The sequence below is a fragment of the Glutamicibacter sp. NPDC087661 genome, assembly GCF_044743275.1.
Classification (GTDB): Bacteria; Actinomycetota; Actinomycetes; order Actinomycetales; family Micrococcaceae; genus Glutamicibacter.
Genome location: NZ_JBIUWE010000004.1, coordinates 179601 through 197502 on the forward strand (window position 1 = coordinate 179601; position 17902 = coordinate 197502).

Sequence of the window (17902 nt, forward strand, 5' to 3'; positions counted from 1 at the left end):
GACAAAAATCATGAAGACTCGCAAGAATAAGAAGACCGAAGACCTGCTCGAGAAGCTCGAGCCCAAGATCAGCGACAACCTGCTGACCCTCAAGGGAGTTGGCAAGCACTACGGAAGCATCATCGCCCTGCGCGGTGTCGACATGGTGGTGGATCCGGGCAAGGTCACCTGCGTTCTCGGGGATAACGGCGCCGGCAAGTCCACGCTGATCAAGATCATCGCCGGCTTGCACCAGCACGATGAAGGAGAGTTCAGTTTGCATGGCTCGGCCATCAAGCTCAAGAGTCCCCGCGTCGCACTGGATGCCGGCATCGCCGCGGTGTACCAGGACCTGGCGGTCGTTCCTTTGATGCCGATCTGGCGCAACTTCTTCCTCGGCTCGGAACTGACCACCGGGGTTGGGCCGTTCAAGAAGCTTGACGTGCAGAAAATGAAGGACATCACCAAGCAGGAACTCTCCGACATGGGCATTGATCTGCGTGACGTCGAGCAGCCGATCGGCCAGCTGTCCGGCGGTGAACGCCAGTGCGTAGCCATCGCCCGCGCGGTATATTTCGGAGCCAAGGTCCTGATCCTCGATGAGCCCACCGCCGCCTTGGGCGTCAAGCAGTCCGGCGTGGTGCTGCGCTACATCCTCCAGGCGCGCGACCGCGGGTTGGGTGTCATCTTCATTACGCACAACCCGCATCACGCGTATCCGGTAGGGGACTCGTTCCTGTTGCTGAAACGCGGCCGCTCCATCGGGTACTACTCGAAGTCGGAAATCACCGTCGAAGAGCTGACCGCCCAGATGGCCGGTGGCGCTGAACTCGCTGAACTGGCTCATGAGCTTGAACAGCTTGGTGGACATGATGAAGAGCTGGCAGAGGCAGAGGCGGGCGCGAACTCTCAAGCAACAGCCTGACCCAACCGCAACTAAAGCCTGGGCTTCTTCGCGATGGTGAAGAAGCCCAGGCCTTAGCTGTCCCAGTGCTTAGAGCGAGTAGTCAATCATTTCACTATGGCCAGTAGCGATGGAACGCACCGCGGCCTGGGCGATGGCCTGGGATTTGAGCCCCTCACGCAACGTGACAGGTACTTCCCGGTCTTCGTCCAGTGCCTGAACGAAGGCTCCCAAGCTGGCGGCATAGGTTGGCTGGACCCTGTCGAACCAGTTGCCGTGCAGCCCGTGGGATTGCGCGTGCTGCCCCTGGAACAGGCTGACGTGCCCCGAGGGTTGCCGTTCAGATGCGGCCATGGCTTCAGACCCCAGCGCTTCGATGCGTTCGTCATAGCCGTAATTCGTATGGCGCACACAATCTATTTGGGCCATCGCTCCACTAGGGAACTGCAGCGAACTGATCGAAGTGTCCACATCGCCAAATTCCGCAATCTCCGGGGCGGCCAGGGCCGAGCCGAAGGCGTGCACCTGCAGGGGATCCTGGCCTGATATCCAGCGTGCCAAATCATAGAAGTGCACGGCTTGATCGCGGAACTGGCCGCCAGAATTTTTCAGGTAAGCCAGTGGTGGCAATGCCGGGCCACGCGAAGTCAACTGGAGCAAAGCCAGATCGCCGATTCGCCCGGAGTGCACGAGCTCCTTGAGCTCTGCGTGAGCGCGATCGAAGCGCCGGTTGAAATTGACCATGGCCTTGATTCCTGAACGTTCAACGTAGGCTACCGTCGCTTTTGCCGTTTCCAAGTCGAGGTCGATTGGCTTTTCGACGAGAGCCGCCAGGCGCGCATCGGCTGCAAGGCGGAGGTTCTGGGCGTGGGAATCCGTTGATGACGCGATGAACACTGCGTCCAGGCCGTCATTGCCGAAAATCTGGTCGAGCGTTGCTGCTGCCTTGGCGCCATGTCGCGAGGCCAGAGCAGCAGCTCGCTGAGGGTCAATGTCGTAGACCAGTTTAAAGTCGATCTCCGGGTGTGCGGCCAAGTTGTGTGCATGCACCGAGCCGATGAAGCCGGCGCCGATCAGGGCGAATCTTTGCATTGAAGGCACCTCGTGAAGTTGGTTGAAGTCAGGAGACCATGATGTCCAGAAGATTGCGCATGGTGCTGGCAACCTTGTGGAAGTCGTGCTCATTGGCGCGGTCAGAGAACATCTCGGAAACCCACCAGCCGTCATAGCCGGTGGACTTGATCGCGTCCACCCACTGCTGCAATGGGATGGCGCCACCGCCGATGACGACATTGCGGTGCACGTCCTGGGCCGGAACCTCATGGCGCCGATCCAGATCCAACCCGTCGGAAATATGGGCCGCCTTGATCAGTTCCTTGGGCAACGCGGCCACTTCTTCCAAGGTGTCCCCGACGGTCCAGAAATGCCAGGTGTCCAAGGCGATGCCGACGTTCTCGCGACCGCAACGCTCAATAATTTCCAGGGCTTGTCGACACCGATTGATATTCGACCAAGCCAGCGGTTCCACGTAGATCTCCAGCCCGTGCTCTGCGGCGATCCCGGCGGCAGCAGATACATTATCGGCGGCAATGGCCATGGCCTCCGGTTCCGAAAGACCGAGTGTCCCGCGGTAGCGATCATCAGATGCTGCGAGTTTTCCGGACTTGAAATCCTTGACCACATTCCAGTCCACTGGCCCGGTGCACATTTGCAGGATCGGTGCGCCGACCACTGTGGCGATTTCGGCCATCCGCCTGACTTCCCGGAGCATGTCATCACGTGCGGTGCCTTGGCGTTCAAGGTCAAGGACTGCGCCGATTCCTGTCACTTCAAGGCCCGTGAGCATTTCTGGAAGCGTGTGCACAGAAAAGCCGGCATCAAGATAGCGATAGAGTTTCGGGCTTTGCAACTCGATGCCGCCGAATCCGGCCGACCGTGCCGTTGCAATGTCGGTGGCAACATTCCCGTAAAAACTTGTTGTGACATTCATGGACAGTTTTGCCATTGGTCCTCCTTGGCGTGTGGAATGCATGCGTGGAAACGAAATGTACAGTTGTCAGTACAAAGGTGCTTCCAAGATCATATGCCCACTGCTCCCCGGAAAGTAATACGCCCGGGCATATTCTCCATGAGTTTTTTCCGAGCCGCCGCTAGGCTGGTCTGCGAGTGCAGGATACGTCTGTTCATCACCGGTTTTTCAATGGTTCAAGGCGAAAGTGCGTTATATACCTTCAAGGGAATACAGTAATCCGGCTCGCTGATTGACCGGATATTCGCCCGCGACAGTGGCTGTTTCGAAGGTGTTTGCAATAATGACCGTTGTGAACATTGCTCAGCCCGGTGAAGGGCGCCCAGGAAACCGGCCCCCGTCGATGGCGGATGTGGCGGCCTTGGCTGGGGTGTCCCATCAGACGGTTTCCCGCGTGCTCAACGACCATCCAAACGTCAGGGCGGGAACCCGCGACCAGGTGCTGGATGCCATCCGTCAGCTGGGTTATCGCCGCAACCGAGCCGCGCGGGCACTGGCCACATCGCACTCGAGCACTATCGGCATTCTGACCATCGGCAGCGAATTCTTCGGACCTCAATCCACCGTGCTGGCCATCGAGGCCGCTGCCCGTGCGCAGGGATATTTCGTGACCGTTACCGCACTGGATCGCTATGACGCGCACAGCGCGAGCGAAGCCCTCAGCCACCTGGTGGACCAGGGCGTTGATGGCGTGGTGATGGTTGCGCCCTTCGAAAAGGTGATCGATGCCCTGGATGATGCTGCGCTGACGATTCCAGTGGTGGTCGTGGCCGCTCGCACCGAGGTTCCCGACGCGGATCCGGCGCATTACGTGTACATCGACCAGCGTGAAGGCGCGCGCTTGGCCACTGGTCATCTTCTGGCCCTGGGGCACCGCAAGATCGTCCACGTGTCCGGGCCGACCGGCTGGTTCGACGCCACCGAACGGCAGATCGGCTGGCGGGAAAAAATGCTGGAAGCCAAGGCCCCGATTGTTGAGGTGCCAGCTGAATCCTGGCAGGCCCAGAGCGGCTATGAGGCAGGCCAGCGTCTGGTTGACCCGATACGCGCCGGCGAAGTTACGGCAGTATTCGCAGCGAATGATTACCTTGCCACCGGTGTTCTGCGTGCTTTCTGGGAAGCCGGGCTGGAAGTGCCCAATGACGTTTCGGTTATCGGTTTCGACGACCTGCAAATCTCCAATTTCCTGATCCCTTCGCTGACCACGGTTCGCCAGCCTTTCCGCGATGTCGGCCATGCTGCGCTGATGGAATTGCTGGAAGGCGCCACGGCTGACAGGGTCCCGAAAGTGATTGCGCCAACGCTGGTAATCCGGGCGAGTACCGCACCGCCCAACGCCCGCTAGCCAAGCGCTTCATTCCCCGAGTCCGGGATCCGGTATTGCGGATCACAAATTGTTAGCGCTAACATTGGATCGAGGTTTTGTTCTGCCAGCGCATTTTTCGCGAGTGGAGCAGGAAACGATGGCTATGGCGCTGCTCACCGAGCTGTGCGAACGGAGATTTCATGGCAACACAGCTCAACGGGCCAACCGCCCGCGAGATCATCAGCACCGGCGAAGCCGTGCTGGGCATCGAGTTCGGTTCAACGAATATCAAAGCCAGCCTGATCGGCCCCGGTCACCAGCAGCTTGCCAGCGGAAGCCACGCCTGGGAGAACCAGTACGAAAACAGGAATTGGACCTACTCCCGCGAAGCCATCGTCGCCGGCCTGCAGGACTGCATGGCCCAGGTGCTGGCAGATGCCCAAGAGCGCCACGGAGTACGCCCAACGCAGCTAGGAGCCGTTGGAATCTCCGCGATGATGCATGGCTACCTCGCCTTCGACGCCGACCGGGAACTGCTGGTTCCCTTCCGCACCTGGCGCAACACCTCCACGGCAAAAGCGGCGGCGATGCTAAGCGAGGAACTGGACTTCAATATCCCGCAGCGCTGGTCCGTAGCGCACTACTTCCAAGCGCTGCTCAACGGCGAAGAGCACGTGTCGAAAGTTTCCCGCCTGAACACGCTGGCCGGATTCGTGCATGAGCTTCTCACCGGAAATTTTGTGCTTGGCGTGGGCGATGCCGCGGGAATGTTCCCCATCGATTCAGCCACCGGCAGCTACGATGCACGGATGCTTTCCGCCTTTGACGCGGTGGCTGCCCGGCATGGCGCGACCGCAGGGCTTTCCTCAATGCTGCCCGCGGCACTGCCCGCCGGTGCAGATGCTGGCACGCTTAGCGAAGCCGGGGTCTTGCTCCTGGACCCCACCGGCCAGCTCCAGCCTGGCAGCCCGCTGTGCCCACCGGAAGGAGACGCCGGAACCGGCATGGTGGCCACCAATTCGGTAGCCCAGCGCACCGGCAACATCTCCGCCGGAACCTCCATTTTCGCGATGGTGGTCCTCGACGCGCCGCTCAAGGAAGTGCACCACGAAATCGACGTGGTCACCACGCCCGATGGGCATCCGGTAGCCATGGTCCACTGCAATAACGGCGCCAGCGAATTTGCCGCCTGGGCCCAGGTCTTCGGGCAGTTCGCCCGGGCGCTGGGCAGCGACGCCGACGACAACGCGGTCTTCGAAACCCTGCTGCGTTCGGCCCTTCAGGGTGCTGCCGATGGTGCGGGGCTCTTGGCCTACAACAATCTTTCCGGCGAACCGGTAGCGGGTCTTGCCGAAGGCCGTCCGGCCATCCTGCGCACCCCGGACTCCACGCTGAACCTGCCCAACTTCGTGCGTGTTCAGGTGTACGCCATGTTCGCCACGCTGAGCCTCGGACTGCGCGTGCTGGCCGCCGAAGGCGTCGAGGTCAAGCAGATGTTTGCCCATGGCGGCATCTTCCGCACCGCCGGGGTGGCCCAACGGCTGCTGGCCGCTGCGATCAACACTCCCGTCCTTGTCGGGGACAGCGCCGGACACGGAGGTGCATGGGGCATCGCCGTCCTGGCAGCGTACCGGCGCCGAGTCCTCGATGGCCTGCAGCAGTCCCTGCCTGAATTCCTGGATTCCGAAGTCTTCGCCGGTGCCGCTTTGAGCCTCGCGGAGCCGCAGGCCGATGACCGTGCCGGCTTCGAGGCCTACCTGGAAACCTATGAAGCCGGCCTGGCCATTCAGCGCACCGCCATTACCGCCATCTAGGCATCGCACACAGTTTCGGACGAAAAGAGAAACCGATGAATCAACCACGAATCCTGGCGGATTACCCGCAGTCAATGCAGGACGAGGTGGCCACGGTCCGCCAGATTGTTGCCGACCTGCACGCCGAATTGCCGCGCTATGAGCTGGTGGTCTGGACTGCCGGCAACGTGTCGCAGCGCGTGCGCCACCCGGAAATCGCCGACGGCTCCGCGGACCTGTTCGTGATCAAGCCATCGGGCGTCGCCTACGACGAGCTGACCGCGCAGTCCATGGTGGTCTGCACCTTGGACGGCAAGCTGCTCGATGGCACCCGCACCCCGTCCTCGGACACCGCGGCCCATGCCTACACCTACGAGCACATGCCGCAGGTGGGCGGCGTGGTGCATACCCACTCCACCTACGCCACCGCATGGGCGGCGCGCGGCGAGGAAATTCCCTGCGTGCTGACCATGATGGCCGACGAATTCGGCGGCCCGATCCCGGTAGGCCCCTTCGCCATCATTGGCGATGATTCGATTGGCCGCGGCATCGTGTCCACGCTGAGCGAGTCCCGCAGCCCGGCCGTGCTGATGCGCAACCACGGTCCTTTCACGATCGGAAAGGACGCCAAGGCCGCAGTCAAAGCCGCAGTGATGTGCGAGGAAGTGGCGCGAACCGTGCACATCTCGCGCCAGCTAGGCAACCCGGTCGCGATCGACCAGAAGCATATCGACTCGCTCTACGAGCGCTACCAGAACGTCTACGGACAGTAAGGACATCATGGCCAAGGCATATAACACCCAAGAAATCTGGTTCTTCACCGGCAGCCAGGACCTGTACGGCGAAGAGACGCTGCGCCAGGTGGCGCAGCAGTCCACCGAGGTCGCGCAGGCGCTGGATGCGTCCGCCGACGTTCCGGCAAGGATCGTGTGGAAGCCGGTCCTGAAGGACTCCGAATCGATCCGCCGCGCAATGCTGGAAGCAAACTCGGATGACAAAGTGCTGGGCGTCATCACCTGGATGCACACCTTCAGCCCGGCCAAGATGTGGATCAACGGCCTGAAGGCCCTGCAGAAGCCGCTGCTGCACCTTCACACCCAGGCCAATGTCGAACTGCCCTGGGATTCGATCGACTTCGACTTCATGAACCTGAACCAGGCCGCCCACGGCGACCGCGAGTACGCCTACCTGGCCACCCGCCTGGGCGCGGCCCGCACCACCGTGGTCGGCCATGTCTCCAACCCGGCCGTATCCCGCCGCGTGGGCACCTGGATCCGCGGCGCTGCCGGCTTCAACGCCGTGCAAAACCTGAACCTGGTCCGCTTCGGCGACAACATGCGCAACGTCGCGGTGACCGAGGGGGACAAGACCGAGGCGGAGATCCGCTTCGGCGTCTCGGTGAACACCTGGGCCGTCAACGACCTGGTCGAAGCGGTCCAGGCCGTGGCCGAGGCCGACATCGATGCGCTGGTCGCCGAGTACGAGCGCGAATACGACGTCGTGCCCGAACTGCGCGCCGGCGGTGCCCGCCACGAGTCGCTGCGCTATGCCGCATCCCAGGAAATTGCGCTGGAAGCCTTCCTGTCCAAGGCCGGCGCCATGGCGTTCACGACCAACTTCGAGGACCTGGGCGGGCTCAAGCAGCTGCCGGGCCTGGCTGTGCAGCGCCTGATGGGCAAGGGCTACGGCTTCGGCGCCGAAGGCGACTGGAAGACCGCGGTACTGGTGCGTGCCGCCAAGGTCATGGGCGAGGGCCTGCCGGGCGGCGCCTCGCTGATGGAGGACTACACCTACGACCTGACTCCCGGCAAGGAGCTGATCCTCGGCGCCCACATGCTCGAGGTCTGCCCGTCGCTGACCACCTCCAAGCCGCGGGTTGAAATCCACCCGCTGGGCATCGGCGGCCGCGAGGATCCGGTGCGCATGGTCTTCAACGCGGACGTTGCCGAAGGTGCGGTGGTCGTGTCCATGGCCGATATGCGCGAGCGCTTCCGCCTGACTGCCAATGTGGTGGATGTGGTCACCCCGCCGGCGGACCTGCCGAACCTGCCGGTGGCGCGCGCGGTGTGGAGCCCGCGGCCGGACTTCAATACTTCCGCCGAGTCCTGGCTGGCTGCCGGCGGTGCGCACCACACGGTGATGTCCACGGCCGCGGGGATCGAGGCTTTCGAGATCTTCGCTGAAATCGCAGGCACCGAGCTGCTGGTTATCGATGAGGAAACCACCCGCCGGAACTTCGCGCAGCAGATTCGCGTGAACCAGAGCTACTACCGCTTGGCGCAGGGTTTCTAGCGGTTCGAAGGACACCTGCCCAGGTAATGCGCGCCCCGTGGCGGGGCGTGCATTACCAATGAGTAAGGAATCTTAATTTATTTACATAGAGGGTGGCTGAAATCACTGTGTTAGCGCTAACATAGTGTGAGTCCAGTCTCACTCGCAGATATGGCAACCTTTCAAGGAGGAAAAGATGGCATGGAATAATTGGACCCGCAAGGCCGCGGCGACCATGGGATCGCTGGCACTGGTCGGCGCATTGGCAGCGTGCAGCGGCGGTGGCGCTGGCGGCGGAGCAGGAGCCGGCGAAGGCGAGTCGACTGCACCTGAGGACATCCAGGTGGGCGTGGCAATGCCAACCGAGACTTCCGAGCGCTGGATTGCCGACGGCGAAGCCGTCAAGTCCCAGCTGGAAGCCGCTGGCTTCGAAGTCGACCTGCAGTTCGCGAATGACGACATCCCCACCCAGCAGCAGCAGATCGACCAGATGATCACCAAGGGCAGCGACATCCTGGTAGTCGCCTCCATCGACGGCACCGCGCTGTCCACCCAGCTGCAGGCCGCAGCGGACCAGAACATCCCGATCATCTCCTACGACCGCTTGATCAACGGCACCGAGAACGTCGACTTCTACGTCACCTTCGACAACTACAACGTCGGCGTCCAGCAGGCAACCTCGCTGCTGACCGGCATGGGCCTGGCCGATGAGGAAGGCAAGCGCACCAGCAAGGAGGGCAAGTTCAACGTCGAGCTCTTCGCCGGTTCGATCGACGACAACAACGCGCACTTCTTCTGGAAGGGCGCCATGGATACCCTCAAGCCCTACCTGGATGACGGCACCCTGACGGTCAAGTCCGGGCAGACCAAGATCGAGCAGGCAGCTACCCTGCGCTGGAGCCAGGAAGAAGCCCAGTCGCGCATGGAAGACCTGATCACCGCCCACTACCAGGGCGGCAAGACCAAGATCGACGGCATCCTCTCGCCATTCGACGGCATCTCCCGCGGCATCATCACCGCACTGTCCAACGCCGGCTACGGCAAGACCATCGAGGCCGGCCTGCCGATCATCTCGGGCCAGGATGCAGAAATCGCTTCGGTGAAGCTGATCGACGATGGCGTGCAGTACGCAACCATCTTCAAGGACACCCGCAAGCTGGCTACCCAGGCTGTCGAGGCAGTGAAGTCCTACGCAGGCGGCGGCGAGCCGGAAGCCAATGACACCGAAACCTACGACAACGGCAAGAAGGTTGTTCCTTCCTACCTGCTGGATTCGGACATCGTCGTCAAGGACAACATCACCTCCCTGCTGGTCGACTCCGAGTACTACACGGCCGAGGAAGTCAAGGCCGGCCAGACCAAGTAGTCTCCCAGGCCGCAATCCGGTGGGCGGGAGGGCAAGCCGCCCTCCCGCCCACCGGATGCACCGCTCACAGCACACACCAAGGACGTCTGCACTATGGACACCACGATCCTGCACATGCAGGACATCACCAAGACTTTTCCCGGAGTCAAGGCGCTGGACGGCGTCAACCTTTCGGTTAGCAAGGGCGAAATCCACGCTATCTGCGGAGAGAACGGCGCCGGAAAATCCACCCTCATGAAGGTGCTCTCCGGGGTCTACCCGCACGGCAGCTACGAGGGCCAGATCATTTTCGAAGGCGAAGAGCTCAAGGCCTCGAACATCAAGGACTCCGAAGCCCAGGGCATCGTGATCATCCACCAGGAGCTGGCGCTGGTGCCGTACCTGTCGGTGGCCGAGAACATCTTCCTCGGCAACGAAACCGCGCGCGGCGGCTTCATCGACTGGAACGAGACCAACCACCGCGCCGCGGACCTGCTGGCCCGCGTGGGCCTGGACGAACTGCCGGTCACCCCGGTAGGCCAGCTGGGCGTGGGCAAGCAGCAGCTGGTGGAAATCGCCAAGGCGCTGAGCAAGAACGTCAAGCTGCTGATCCTGGACGAACCGACCGCCGCGCTGAATGACGACGACTCCGAGCACCTGCTGAACCTGCTGCGCGGACTGCGCGAACAGGGCATCACCTCGATCATCATTTCGCACAAGCTCGGCGAGATCGAGGACATTGCCAACACCACCACCATCATCCGCGATGGCCAGTCCATCGAGGCGCTGGACATGGCCGATCCCGAGTCCAACCAGAACCGCATCATCCGCGGCATGGTGGGCCGCGAACTGTCCTCCCGCTACCCGGAACGCGTACCGCAGATCGGCGACGTGGTCTTCGAGGTCCAGGACTGGTCGGTCCAGCACCCGGTCCAGCAGGACCGCACCGTGGTGGAAGACGCCAACCTGGAGGTCCGCGCCGGCGAAATCGTCGGCATTGCAGGACTGATGGGCGCCGGGCGCACCGAATTGGCGATGAGCATCTTCGGCCACAGCTATGGCCGGAACATCACCGGCACGGTCAAGATGGACGGCAAGCCGGTGGACACCTCCACCGTGGGCAAGGCCATCAAGGCCGGCATCGCCTACGTTTCCGAGGACCGCAAGAAGTTCGGGCTGAACCTGATCGAGGACATCCGCGTGAACACCACCGCGGCCGGCCTGGACAAGATCTCCTCCAAGGGCTTCGTGGACGGCAACAAGGAGATCCAGATTGCCGAGCACTACCGCAAGTCCATGCGCATCAAGACCCCGAACGTGATGGCGAAGGTCGGGAACCTCTCGGGCGGCAACCAGCAGAAGGTCGTGCTGGGCAAATGGCTGCACACCGCACCCGAGCTGCTGATCCTCGACGAGCCCACCCGCGGCATCGACGTCGGCGCCAAATACGAGATCTACACCATCATCAACGAGCTGGCGGCTGCCGGCAAGGCCGTGCTGGTGATCTCCTCCGAACTGCCAGAGCTCTTGGGCATCTGCGACCGCATCTACACCCTGGCCTACGGCCGAATGACCGGCCAGCTGCCCAGCAGCGAAGCCACCCAGGAACGCCTCATGGAACTCATGACCATCGAGAAGGAAAGCACCCGATGACCATCACAAGCGAGCTGAAGGATATCTTCACCAAGAACCTGCGCACCTCGGGCATTTACATTGCCTTCGTGCTCATCGTGGTGCTGTTCACCATCCTGACCAACGGGCTGCTGCTCAGCCCGATCAACATCACCAACATCATCTTGCAGTACTCCTACGTGCTGATCCTCGCCCTGGGCATGATCCTGGTGATCGTCGCCGGGCACATCGACCTGTCGGTCGGCTCCCTCGTGGCGCTGACCGGTGCGGTCTCCGCGGTCATCGTCATCAAGGGGGATCTGCCCTGGTGGGTCGGCATGCTCGCCGGCATCGCCGTGGGCGCCCTGTGCGGCCTGTGGCAGGGCTTCTGGGTGGCGTACGTGGGCATTCCCGCGTTCATCGTGACCCTGGCCGGCATGCTGCTCTTCCGCGGCCTGACCTACGAAGTGCTGAGCAATGTGTCGCTCTCGCCGTTCCCCGGCGAATACGGCCAGATCGCCGGCGGTTTCCTCAACGGGCTGCTGGGCGGCAACGGATTCGACCTGTTCACCGTGATCATCGGCGTGATCGCCGTGGCCGGACTGTTCGTTTCGCAGTGGCGCAACCGCGCTGGACGCGCCAAGTACGGCCAGAGCGTTGAATCCATGGCCATGTTCCTGGCCAAGAACATCATCTCGGGCATCATCATCCTCTGGTTCTTCTGGCAGATCGCCACCAGCCGCGGCATGCCGATCGTGCTGATCATCCTGGCTGCCCTGATCCTGGGCTACCACGTGCTGACCACCAAGACCGTTTTCGGCCGCCACGTCTACGCCATCGGCGGCAACCTGTCCGCCGCGAAGCTTTCGGGCGTGAACGTGAAGAAGATCAACATGTGGATCTTCATCAACATGGGCCTGCTTTCGGGCGTGGCCGGCGTGGTCTTCTCCTCGCGTTCCAACGGCGCCCAGCCGGGTGCCGGCAACATGTTCGAGCTGGACGCCATTGCGGCCTGCTTCATCGGCGGCGCTTCGACCACCGGCGGCGTGGGCCGGGTGACCGGCGCGATCGTCGGCGGCCTGGTGATGGCGGTGCTCTCCAACGGCATGCAGCTGATGGGCGTGGGCGCCTCCACCCAGCAGATCGTCAAGGGCGTTGTGCTGCTTCTGGCAGTCGCCTTCGACATCTACAACAAGCGCCGCGCGGGCGCCGGCAACTAGCCTGCCACTGGTGCCATGGGCCCTCCCGCACGCGATTGCGGGAGGGCCCATGCGTGCCCGACGTTTTCGATGGCCCAGCAAGAAGGATGAAGACATGGACCGCCTCGCACTGCCCCTGAAGGACACCGCCAATGGAACGGTGCTGACGCTGCAAGTCCATGGCTTCACCGCGCAAGTGGCCACGGTGGGCGCCACCCTGGTTTCCCTCCAGTACGGCTCCCGCCCGCTGGTGCGCGCTTTCGACCCGCACGGGCCGCGCCCGGTTTTCGCGGGCGCCATCCTGGCCCCGTGGCCCAACCGGGTGATCGACGGGGCCTACAGCTGGGAAGGCCAAGAGCTGCAGCTGCCGATCACCGAGCCGGAGCGCGGCCATGCGCTGCACGGCCTGGTGATCGATACCGGCTTCGAGATCATCGAGCACCGTGCCGACTTCGCCCAGCTGCGCACCGTCATCGCCCCGAGCGCCGGCTATCCGTACGAGGTGCAGCTGGTGATCGGCTACCGGCTGGAGGCCGGCGGGCTGCGCACCGTCGCTGCCGCCACCAACCTCGGGACGGGCACCGCGCCCTTCGGCTGGGGTTCGCACGCCTACCTGGTCGCCCCGGGCAAGAAGGCGGATGAATGGACCTTCACCCTGCCAGCTGGCAAGGTGCAGCTGACCGAAGGCCCGCGCCTGCTGCCGCGCGACACGGTTCAGGCCGCCGGCACCGAGCTGGATTTCCGCACCCCGAAGCCCATCGGGGATCTCTTCATCGACCATGCCTACACTGGCCTGGCTGCCCGCGCGGACGGTTCTTTCCGCGCGGAGATCACCGACGCCGGGGGCGTCGGATCGCACATCACCTGGGACGAAGCCTGCCCGTGGGTCCAGATACACACCGCCGACCGCGATGATCCGGCCCTGGACCGCACCGGCCTGGCCATCGAGCCGATGACCTGCCCGCCGGGCGGCTACAACTCCGGCCAGGACGTCATCGCCCTGGCACCGGGCGCCAGCCACGAAGCCAGCTGGCTGATCGGCCCGGTCCAGCCGCGCTAGCACCCCAGGCGCCACCCACCTTTGGAACCACCACGAGTCAACTGGAGAGATTGCAATGCCGCAGGGCTCCGCAGCACATGAACCGACCCACCGGGTCCATCACCTGGCCGATGGCCGCGAGGCGATCTTCTTCGCCGACGCCAATGCCGCCGTGCCCGAACCGGTGGCCGACACCCGGCCGCTGGATCCGCGCGGGGAGCCTGGCGAACTGCGCTACGACCGGCTGACCGGGGACTGGGTGGCCGTAGCGGCCCACCGCCAGTCGCGCACCTACCTCCCGCCCAAGGAAGAATGCCCGCTGTGCCCCAGCGTCCACGGGCGGCAGAGCGAAATCCCTGCCGAGGACTTCAACGTGGTGGTTTTCGAGAACCGCTTCCCGTCCCTGGGCCCGGCACTGGGCCGGATTCCAGCGGCCGCACCGGTGCAGCAGCCGGCCCCGGCCTACGGGCGCTGCGAGGTCGTGGTGTTCACCCCCGAGCACACCGGTTCCTTCGCATCGCTGGATGATGCCCGGGCGCGCACCGTCATCGAGGCCTGGGCGCAGCGCACCGCCGCCCTGTCCGCCATGGAGGGCATTGCGCAGGTGTTCGTCTTCGAGAACCGCGGCCAGGATATCGGCGTGACCCTGCACCACCCGCATGGGCAGATCTACGCCTACCCGTACCTGGCGCCAACCGCCGCCAAGATGGCCGGCCAGGGCATCGCGCACCTGGAGAAGACCGGGCGCACCCTGATGGGCGACATCCTGGACTTCGAGCGCAAGGAGGGCACGCGCATGGTCGCCGAGGGCGAGCACTTCTCCGTGTTCGTGCCCTACGCGGCCCGCTGGCCGCTGGAAGCGCACCTGGTGCCGCACCGCCACGTGCCGGACTTCGCCGCGCTCAATGCGGACGAAAAAGCCGAGCTGGCCGTGATGTACCGGGACCTGCTGCGCGGATTCGACGCGCTGTACCCGACGCCCACCCCGTACATCGCCGCCTGGCACCAGGCTCCGCTGGAGCCCGTGGCCCGCAAGGCCTCACGGCTGCACCTGCAGCTGACCAGCCCGCGCCGGGCCGCTGACAAATTGAAGTTCCTGGCCGGATCGGAAGCTGCCATGGGCGCTTTCATCAACGACGTCCCGGCCGAGCAGACTGCTGCACGGCTGCGCGAGGTCATGCCATGAGCCGCAGCGGAACGAAGGAAACCGCGGCGCGCGTCAACGCCCTGCGCGAGAAGTTCACCAAGGCCTACGGCCACCACCCGGAAGGCATCTGGCGGGCCCCGGGACGGGTGAACCTGATCGGCGAGCACACCGACTACAACATGGGCTATGTGCTGCCCTTCGCCATCGACAAGAACGCGCTGGTGGCCGTGCGCCGCAAGTCGCAGCTGGAGCCGGGCAGCCAGGTGCTGGATTTCGCCTCCACCTACGGGGCGGGCGACGAACCGCCGGTCACCTCCATTACCCTCGATGAGCTGGTGCCCCGCGCGGTGCCCGGCTGGGCCGCCTACCCGGCCGCCGTGCTGTGGGCGCTGAGCCAGCTCGATGGCGTGCACATTGGCGGGCTGGAGCTGATGGTGGACTCCGATGTCCCGGTGGGCTCGGGCTTGTCCTCTTCGCATGCCCTGGAAGTGGCGACCATCGTGGCGCTGGACGATCTCTACGGCCTGGGCCTGTCCAAGGTGCAGATGGCCCAGCTGACCCAGCGTGCCGAGAACGAATTCGTGGGTGCTCCGACCGGGATCATGGACCAGAGCGCCTCGCTGATGTCCCATGCCCAGCATGCGCTGTTCCTGGATTGCCGATCCATGGAATCCCAATCCGTGCCGCTGCCGCTGGCGCAGCATGACGCGGTGGTCCTGGTCATGGACACCCGCGTAGAGCATTCGCACGTGGATGGCGGCTACGCCGCCCGTCGCACCAGCTGCGAGCAGGCCGCCGCGGTGCTGGAGGTAGCATCGCTGCGCGAGGTGCACAGCATCGAAGAGCTGGAGGCCATTGGGGACCCGGTAGCCAAGCGCCGCGCCAAGCACATCGTGACCGAGAACCGCCGCGTCCTGGATACTGTCCTCGCGCTGCGCGAAGGCGACCTGCCCGCGGTGGGCAAGCTGCTTTGCCAGTCGCACGAATCCATGCGCGACGACTACGAGATTTCCAGCGAGGAACTGGACGCCGCCGTGGAAGCGGCCATGGCGGCCGGGGCGATCGGAGCCCGGATGACCGGTGGCGGTTTTGGCGGCAGCGCCATTGCCTTGGTCAAGCGCGAGCAGATCGAACCGGTCAGCCAGGCCGTCCGCGAAGCCTTTGACCAGGCCGGCTATGTCGAGCCGGCCATTTTCACCGTAATTGCAGACGAAGGAGCAGGCCGGGCATGAGTTGGCTAGTGACCGGCGGAGCCGGATATATCGGATCCCACGTGGTGCGTTCGCTGTCCGCGGCAGGCCTTGAGCCGGTCGTCGTGGACTCGATGTCCAGCGGGGTGCACGGCTTCGTTCCCGAACAGGTGCCGTTCTACCAGCTGAACATCCTGCAGACCGAAAAGCTCGTGGAAATCATGAAGCGCCACGAGGTCACCGGGGTCATCCACTTGGCCGGCTACAAGTATGCCGGCGAATCGGTGAAGCACCCGCTGCTGGCCTTCGAGCAGAATGTCACCGGCACCGCGCACCTGCTCGAAGCCATGGCGTCCTCCCGCGTGCACAACATGGTCTTCTCCTCCTCGGCAGCCGTCTACGGCACCCCGGACGAAGATGTGGTGACCGAATCCACCGGCACCTTCCCCGAATCCCCGTACGGACAGAGCAAGCTCGTGGGGGAATGGCTGATCCGCGACCAGGCGGTGGCTACCGGGCTGAAGCACACCTCGCTGCGCTACTTCAACGTGGTCGGCTCGGGCAGCGAAGAACTCTACGATGCCAGCCCGCACAACCTGTTCCCGCTGGTGTTCCAGGCGCTGAATGCCGGAAAGACGCCGAAGATCTTCGGCACCGACTACGACACCGAGGACGGCACCTGCGTGCGCGACTACGTGCACGTCGCCGACCTGGCGCTGGCGCACGTGGAGGCGGCCAGGAAACTGGAAGCCGGCGAGGTATTGGAGCCGGTCTACAATTTGGGCTCCGGCGATGGCGTCTCGGTGCGCCAGATCATGGATGCGGTAGCGAAGGCCACCGGCATCGGTTTCACCGCGGTGGAAGAAGCGCGCCGCCCGGGCGACCCGGCGCGCATTGTCGCCGACGGGAAGCTGGCCGCCCGCGACCTTGATTGGCAGATGCGCCATAGCCTGCAGCAGATGGTCCACAGCGCCTGGAAGGCTTCGGCCCAGCGCGGCTGATTGCGCCAAGCTGAAGCGCAGCGGCCTGGGAAACTAGCTGGTGCGCAGCGTGGCCGCGATCTGATCCATGGTCTGCGCAATCGCCAGCGATTCAGCCAGCGGCATGACCGGGGATTCGGCCAGGCCCAGGGCAATGCACTGGGCCACGTGGGCCGCTTCCCAGCCCAAACCGGCAGTAGGCGAGGTTTCCGTGAACTCGCGGCTGTCGGCGATCTTGCCGTCGGCGCTGCGCAGCACCAGCCCGGAACCGCAGCACATCGGGCGCTGGAGTTCCAAGGTGCCCTGCGTGCCGGCAATCCATGCGCCCTGCGGCGAATCGGTTTCGATGCTGCTGAAGACCGTTGCCGTGGAACCGTCTTCATTGGAGAGTACCGCGGTGAAGGTAGCGTCAACCCCGGTCTTGGCCATGCGTCCCGAAGCGTGCAGGAGCTGCTTGGCAGGGGAGACCATGGCGCTGAAGGCAATAGGGTAGACGCCGACATCCAGCAGGGCCCCGCCGCCGAGCGCCGGGTCGTAGATGCGCGAGTCGTAGTCGACCTCGAACTTGGCGCCGAAATCAGCCTGAACGGTGATGATCTGCCCCAGGATTCCGGACTTGACGACCTGTGAAACCACATTGCCGATGGGCAGGAATCGTGACCACATGGCTTCCATGGCGAAAACTCCGGCAGCCTTGGCCGCCTCGATGATCCGGGAAGTTTGCCCGGCGTCCAGGCTCATTGGCTTCTCCACCAGGACATGCTTGCCCGCGGCGATCGCCTCGAGCGCAAGTTCTGCGTGGCCGCTGTGCGGGACGGCGATGTAGACGACGTCCACCCCAGGGTCCCCGAGCACCTCGGCATAGGAGCCGAAGGCCCGGGTTCCGGCGTCTCCGTAGGTGCGTGCGAACTGCTCGGAGCGGGCCAAGGTGCGCGAGCCGACTGCTGCGAGCCGGCTGGCGGTCAAGTCGTTCAGCGATGCGGCAAACTGCGAGGCGATCCACCCCGGCCCGAGGATGCCCCAATTCAGCGCAGGAGCCGAGGAGGGATGGGGCAGCGTGGATTCGGGTAAGGCTAGTGGCACTGAAGGCTCCGATGGCAGGTAAAATT

At 63.9% G+C, this 17902-nt stretch carries 15 protein-coding genes; 12 read left to right on the forward strand and 3 right to left on the reverse strand.

Translation table 11 applies throughout. The features are described 5' to 3' along the window. Nucleotides 1-10 precede the first annotated feature (10 nt). Nucleotides 11-904 (forward strand): ATP-binding cassette domain-containing protein, encoded by an 894-nt coding sequence (locus ACIOTN_RS12310; protein WP_105656532.1) that lies wholly within the window; start codon nucleotides 11-13, stop codon nucleotides 902-904. 69 nt (nucleotides 905-973) lie between these two features. Here the strand turns inward: ACIOTN_RS12310 and ACIOTN_RS12315 are convergent, their stop codons facing one another. Next, complete coding sequence (locus tag ACIOTN_RS12315) at nucleotides 974-1975, reverse strand: Gfo/Idh/MocA family oxidoreductase (RefSeq protein WP_402735432.1); 1002 nt, start codon at nucleotides 1973-1975, stop codon at nucleotides 974-976. Nucleotides 1976-2003: 28 nt separating this feature from the next. Further along, nucleotides 2004-2888, reverse strand: coding sequence for a sugar phosphate isomerase/epimerase family protein (locus ACIOTN_RS12320; RefSeq protein WP_402735433.1), 885 nt, complete (start codon nucleotides 2886-2888; stop codon nucleotides 2004-2006). Between the two features lie 307 nt (nucleotides 2889-3195). Here ACIOTN_RS12320 and ACIOTN_RS12325 point away from each other — a divergent pair, with 307 nt between their 5' ends. From ACIOTN_RS12325 to galE, 11 genes are all read left to right on the forward strand, one after another. Beyond that, nucleotides 3196-4257 carry a substrate-binding domain-containing protein gene (locus ACIOTN_RS12325; RefSeq protein ID WP_105656529.1) on the forward strand — a complete coding sequence of 354 codons (1062 nt, stop codon included), beginning with the start codon at nucleotides 3196-3198 and terminating at the stop codon, nucleotides 4255-4257. A 161-nt stretch (nucleotides 4258-4418) separates the two neighbouring features. Continuing rightward, nucleotides 4419-6032: a xylulokinase gene (locus ACIOTN_RS12330; protein WP_105656528.1), complete on the forward strand. Its 1614-nt coding sequence runs from the start codon at nucleotides 4419-4421 to the stop codon at nucleotides 6030-6032. Nucleotides 6033-6067: 35 nt separating this feature from the next. Next, nucleotides 6068-6784 (forward strand): L-ribulose-5-phosphate 4-epimerase, encoded by a 717-nt coding sequence (locus tag ACIOTN_RS12335; RefSeq protein WP_105656527.1) that lies wholly within the window; start codon nucleotides 6068-6070, stop codon nucleotides 6782-6784. A gap of 7 nt (nucleotides 6785-6791) precedes the next feature. Beyond that, a complete protein-coding gene (araA, locus tag ACIOTN_RS12340) occupies nucleotides 6792-8303 on the forward strand; it encodes an L-arabinose isomerase (RefSeq protein ID WP_105656526.1) in 1512 nt (503 codons plus the stop codon). Nucleotides 8304-8478: 175 nt separating this feature from the next. Next, nucleotides 8479-9648 (forward strand): multiple monosaccharide ABC transporter substrate-binding protein, encoded by a 1170-nt coding sequence (gene chvE, locus ACIOTN_RS12345; protein WP_105656525.1) that lies wholly within the window; start codon nucleotides 8479-8481, stop codon nucleotides 9646-9648. Between the two features lie 93 nt (nucleotides 9649-9741). Beyond that, nucleotides 9742-11280, forward strand: a complete 1539-nt coding sequence (gene mmsA, locus ACIOTN_RS12350; protein ID WP_365945698.1) for a multiple monosaccharide ABC transporter ATP-binding protein — start codon at nucleotides 9742-9744, stop codon at nucleotides 11278-11280. Beyond that, the gene (gene mmsB, locus ACIOTN_RS12355; protein ID WP_105656523.1) at nucleotides 11277-12458 is read left to right on the forward strand and encodes a multiple monosaccharide ABC transporter permease; all 1182 of its coding nucleotides are present in this window, start codon (nucleotides 11277-11279) and stop codon (nucleotides 12456-12458) included. Before mmsA ends, mmsB begins: the two co-directional genes overlap by 4 nt. Nucleotides 12459-12552: 94 nt before the next feature. Continuing rightward, the gene (locus ACIOTN_RS12360; RefSeq protein ID WP_105656522.1) at nucleotides 12553-13497 is read left to right on the forward strand and encodes an aldose 1-epimerase family protein; all 945 of its coding nucleotides are present in this window, start codon (nucleotides 12553-12555) and stop codon (nucleotides 13495-13497) included. A gap of 55 nt (nucleotides 13498-13552) precedes the next feature. Then, on the forward strand, nucleotides 13553-14662 hold the full coding sequence (gene galT, locus ACIOTN_RS12365) for a galactose-1-phosphate uridylyltransferase (RefSeq protein ID WP_105656521.1): 1110 nt from the start codon (nucleotides 13553-13555) through the stop codon (nucleotides 14660-14662). Then, complete coding sequence (gene galK / locus ACIOTN_RS12370; protein WP_133833862.1) at nucleotides 14659-15855, forward strand: galactokinase; 1197 nt, start codon at nucleotides 14659-14661, stop codon at nucleotides 15853-15855. The genes galT and galK overlap by 4 nt, the downstream gene beginning before the upstream one ends. Next, the gene (galE, locus tag ACIOTN_RS12375; protein ID WP_105656519.1) at nucleotides 15852-16814 is read left to right on the forward strand and encodes a UDP-glucose 4-epimerase GalE; all 963 of its coding nucleotides are present in this window, start codon (nucleotides 15852-15854) and stop codon (nucleotides 16812-16814) included. Before galK ends, galE begins: the two co-directional genes overlap by 4 nt. Nucleotides 16815-16847: 33 nt before the next feature. Here the strand turns inward: galE and ACIOTN_RS12380 are convergent, their stop codons facing one another. After that, nucleotides 16848-17876, reverse strand: a complete 1029-nt coding sequence (locus tag ACIOTN_RS12380; RefSeq protein ID WP_400341791.1) for a Gfo/Idh/MocA family protein — start codon at nucleotides 17874-17876, stop codon at nucleotides 16848-16850. Nucleotides 17877-17902: the final 26 nt, after the last annotated feature.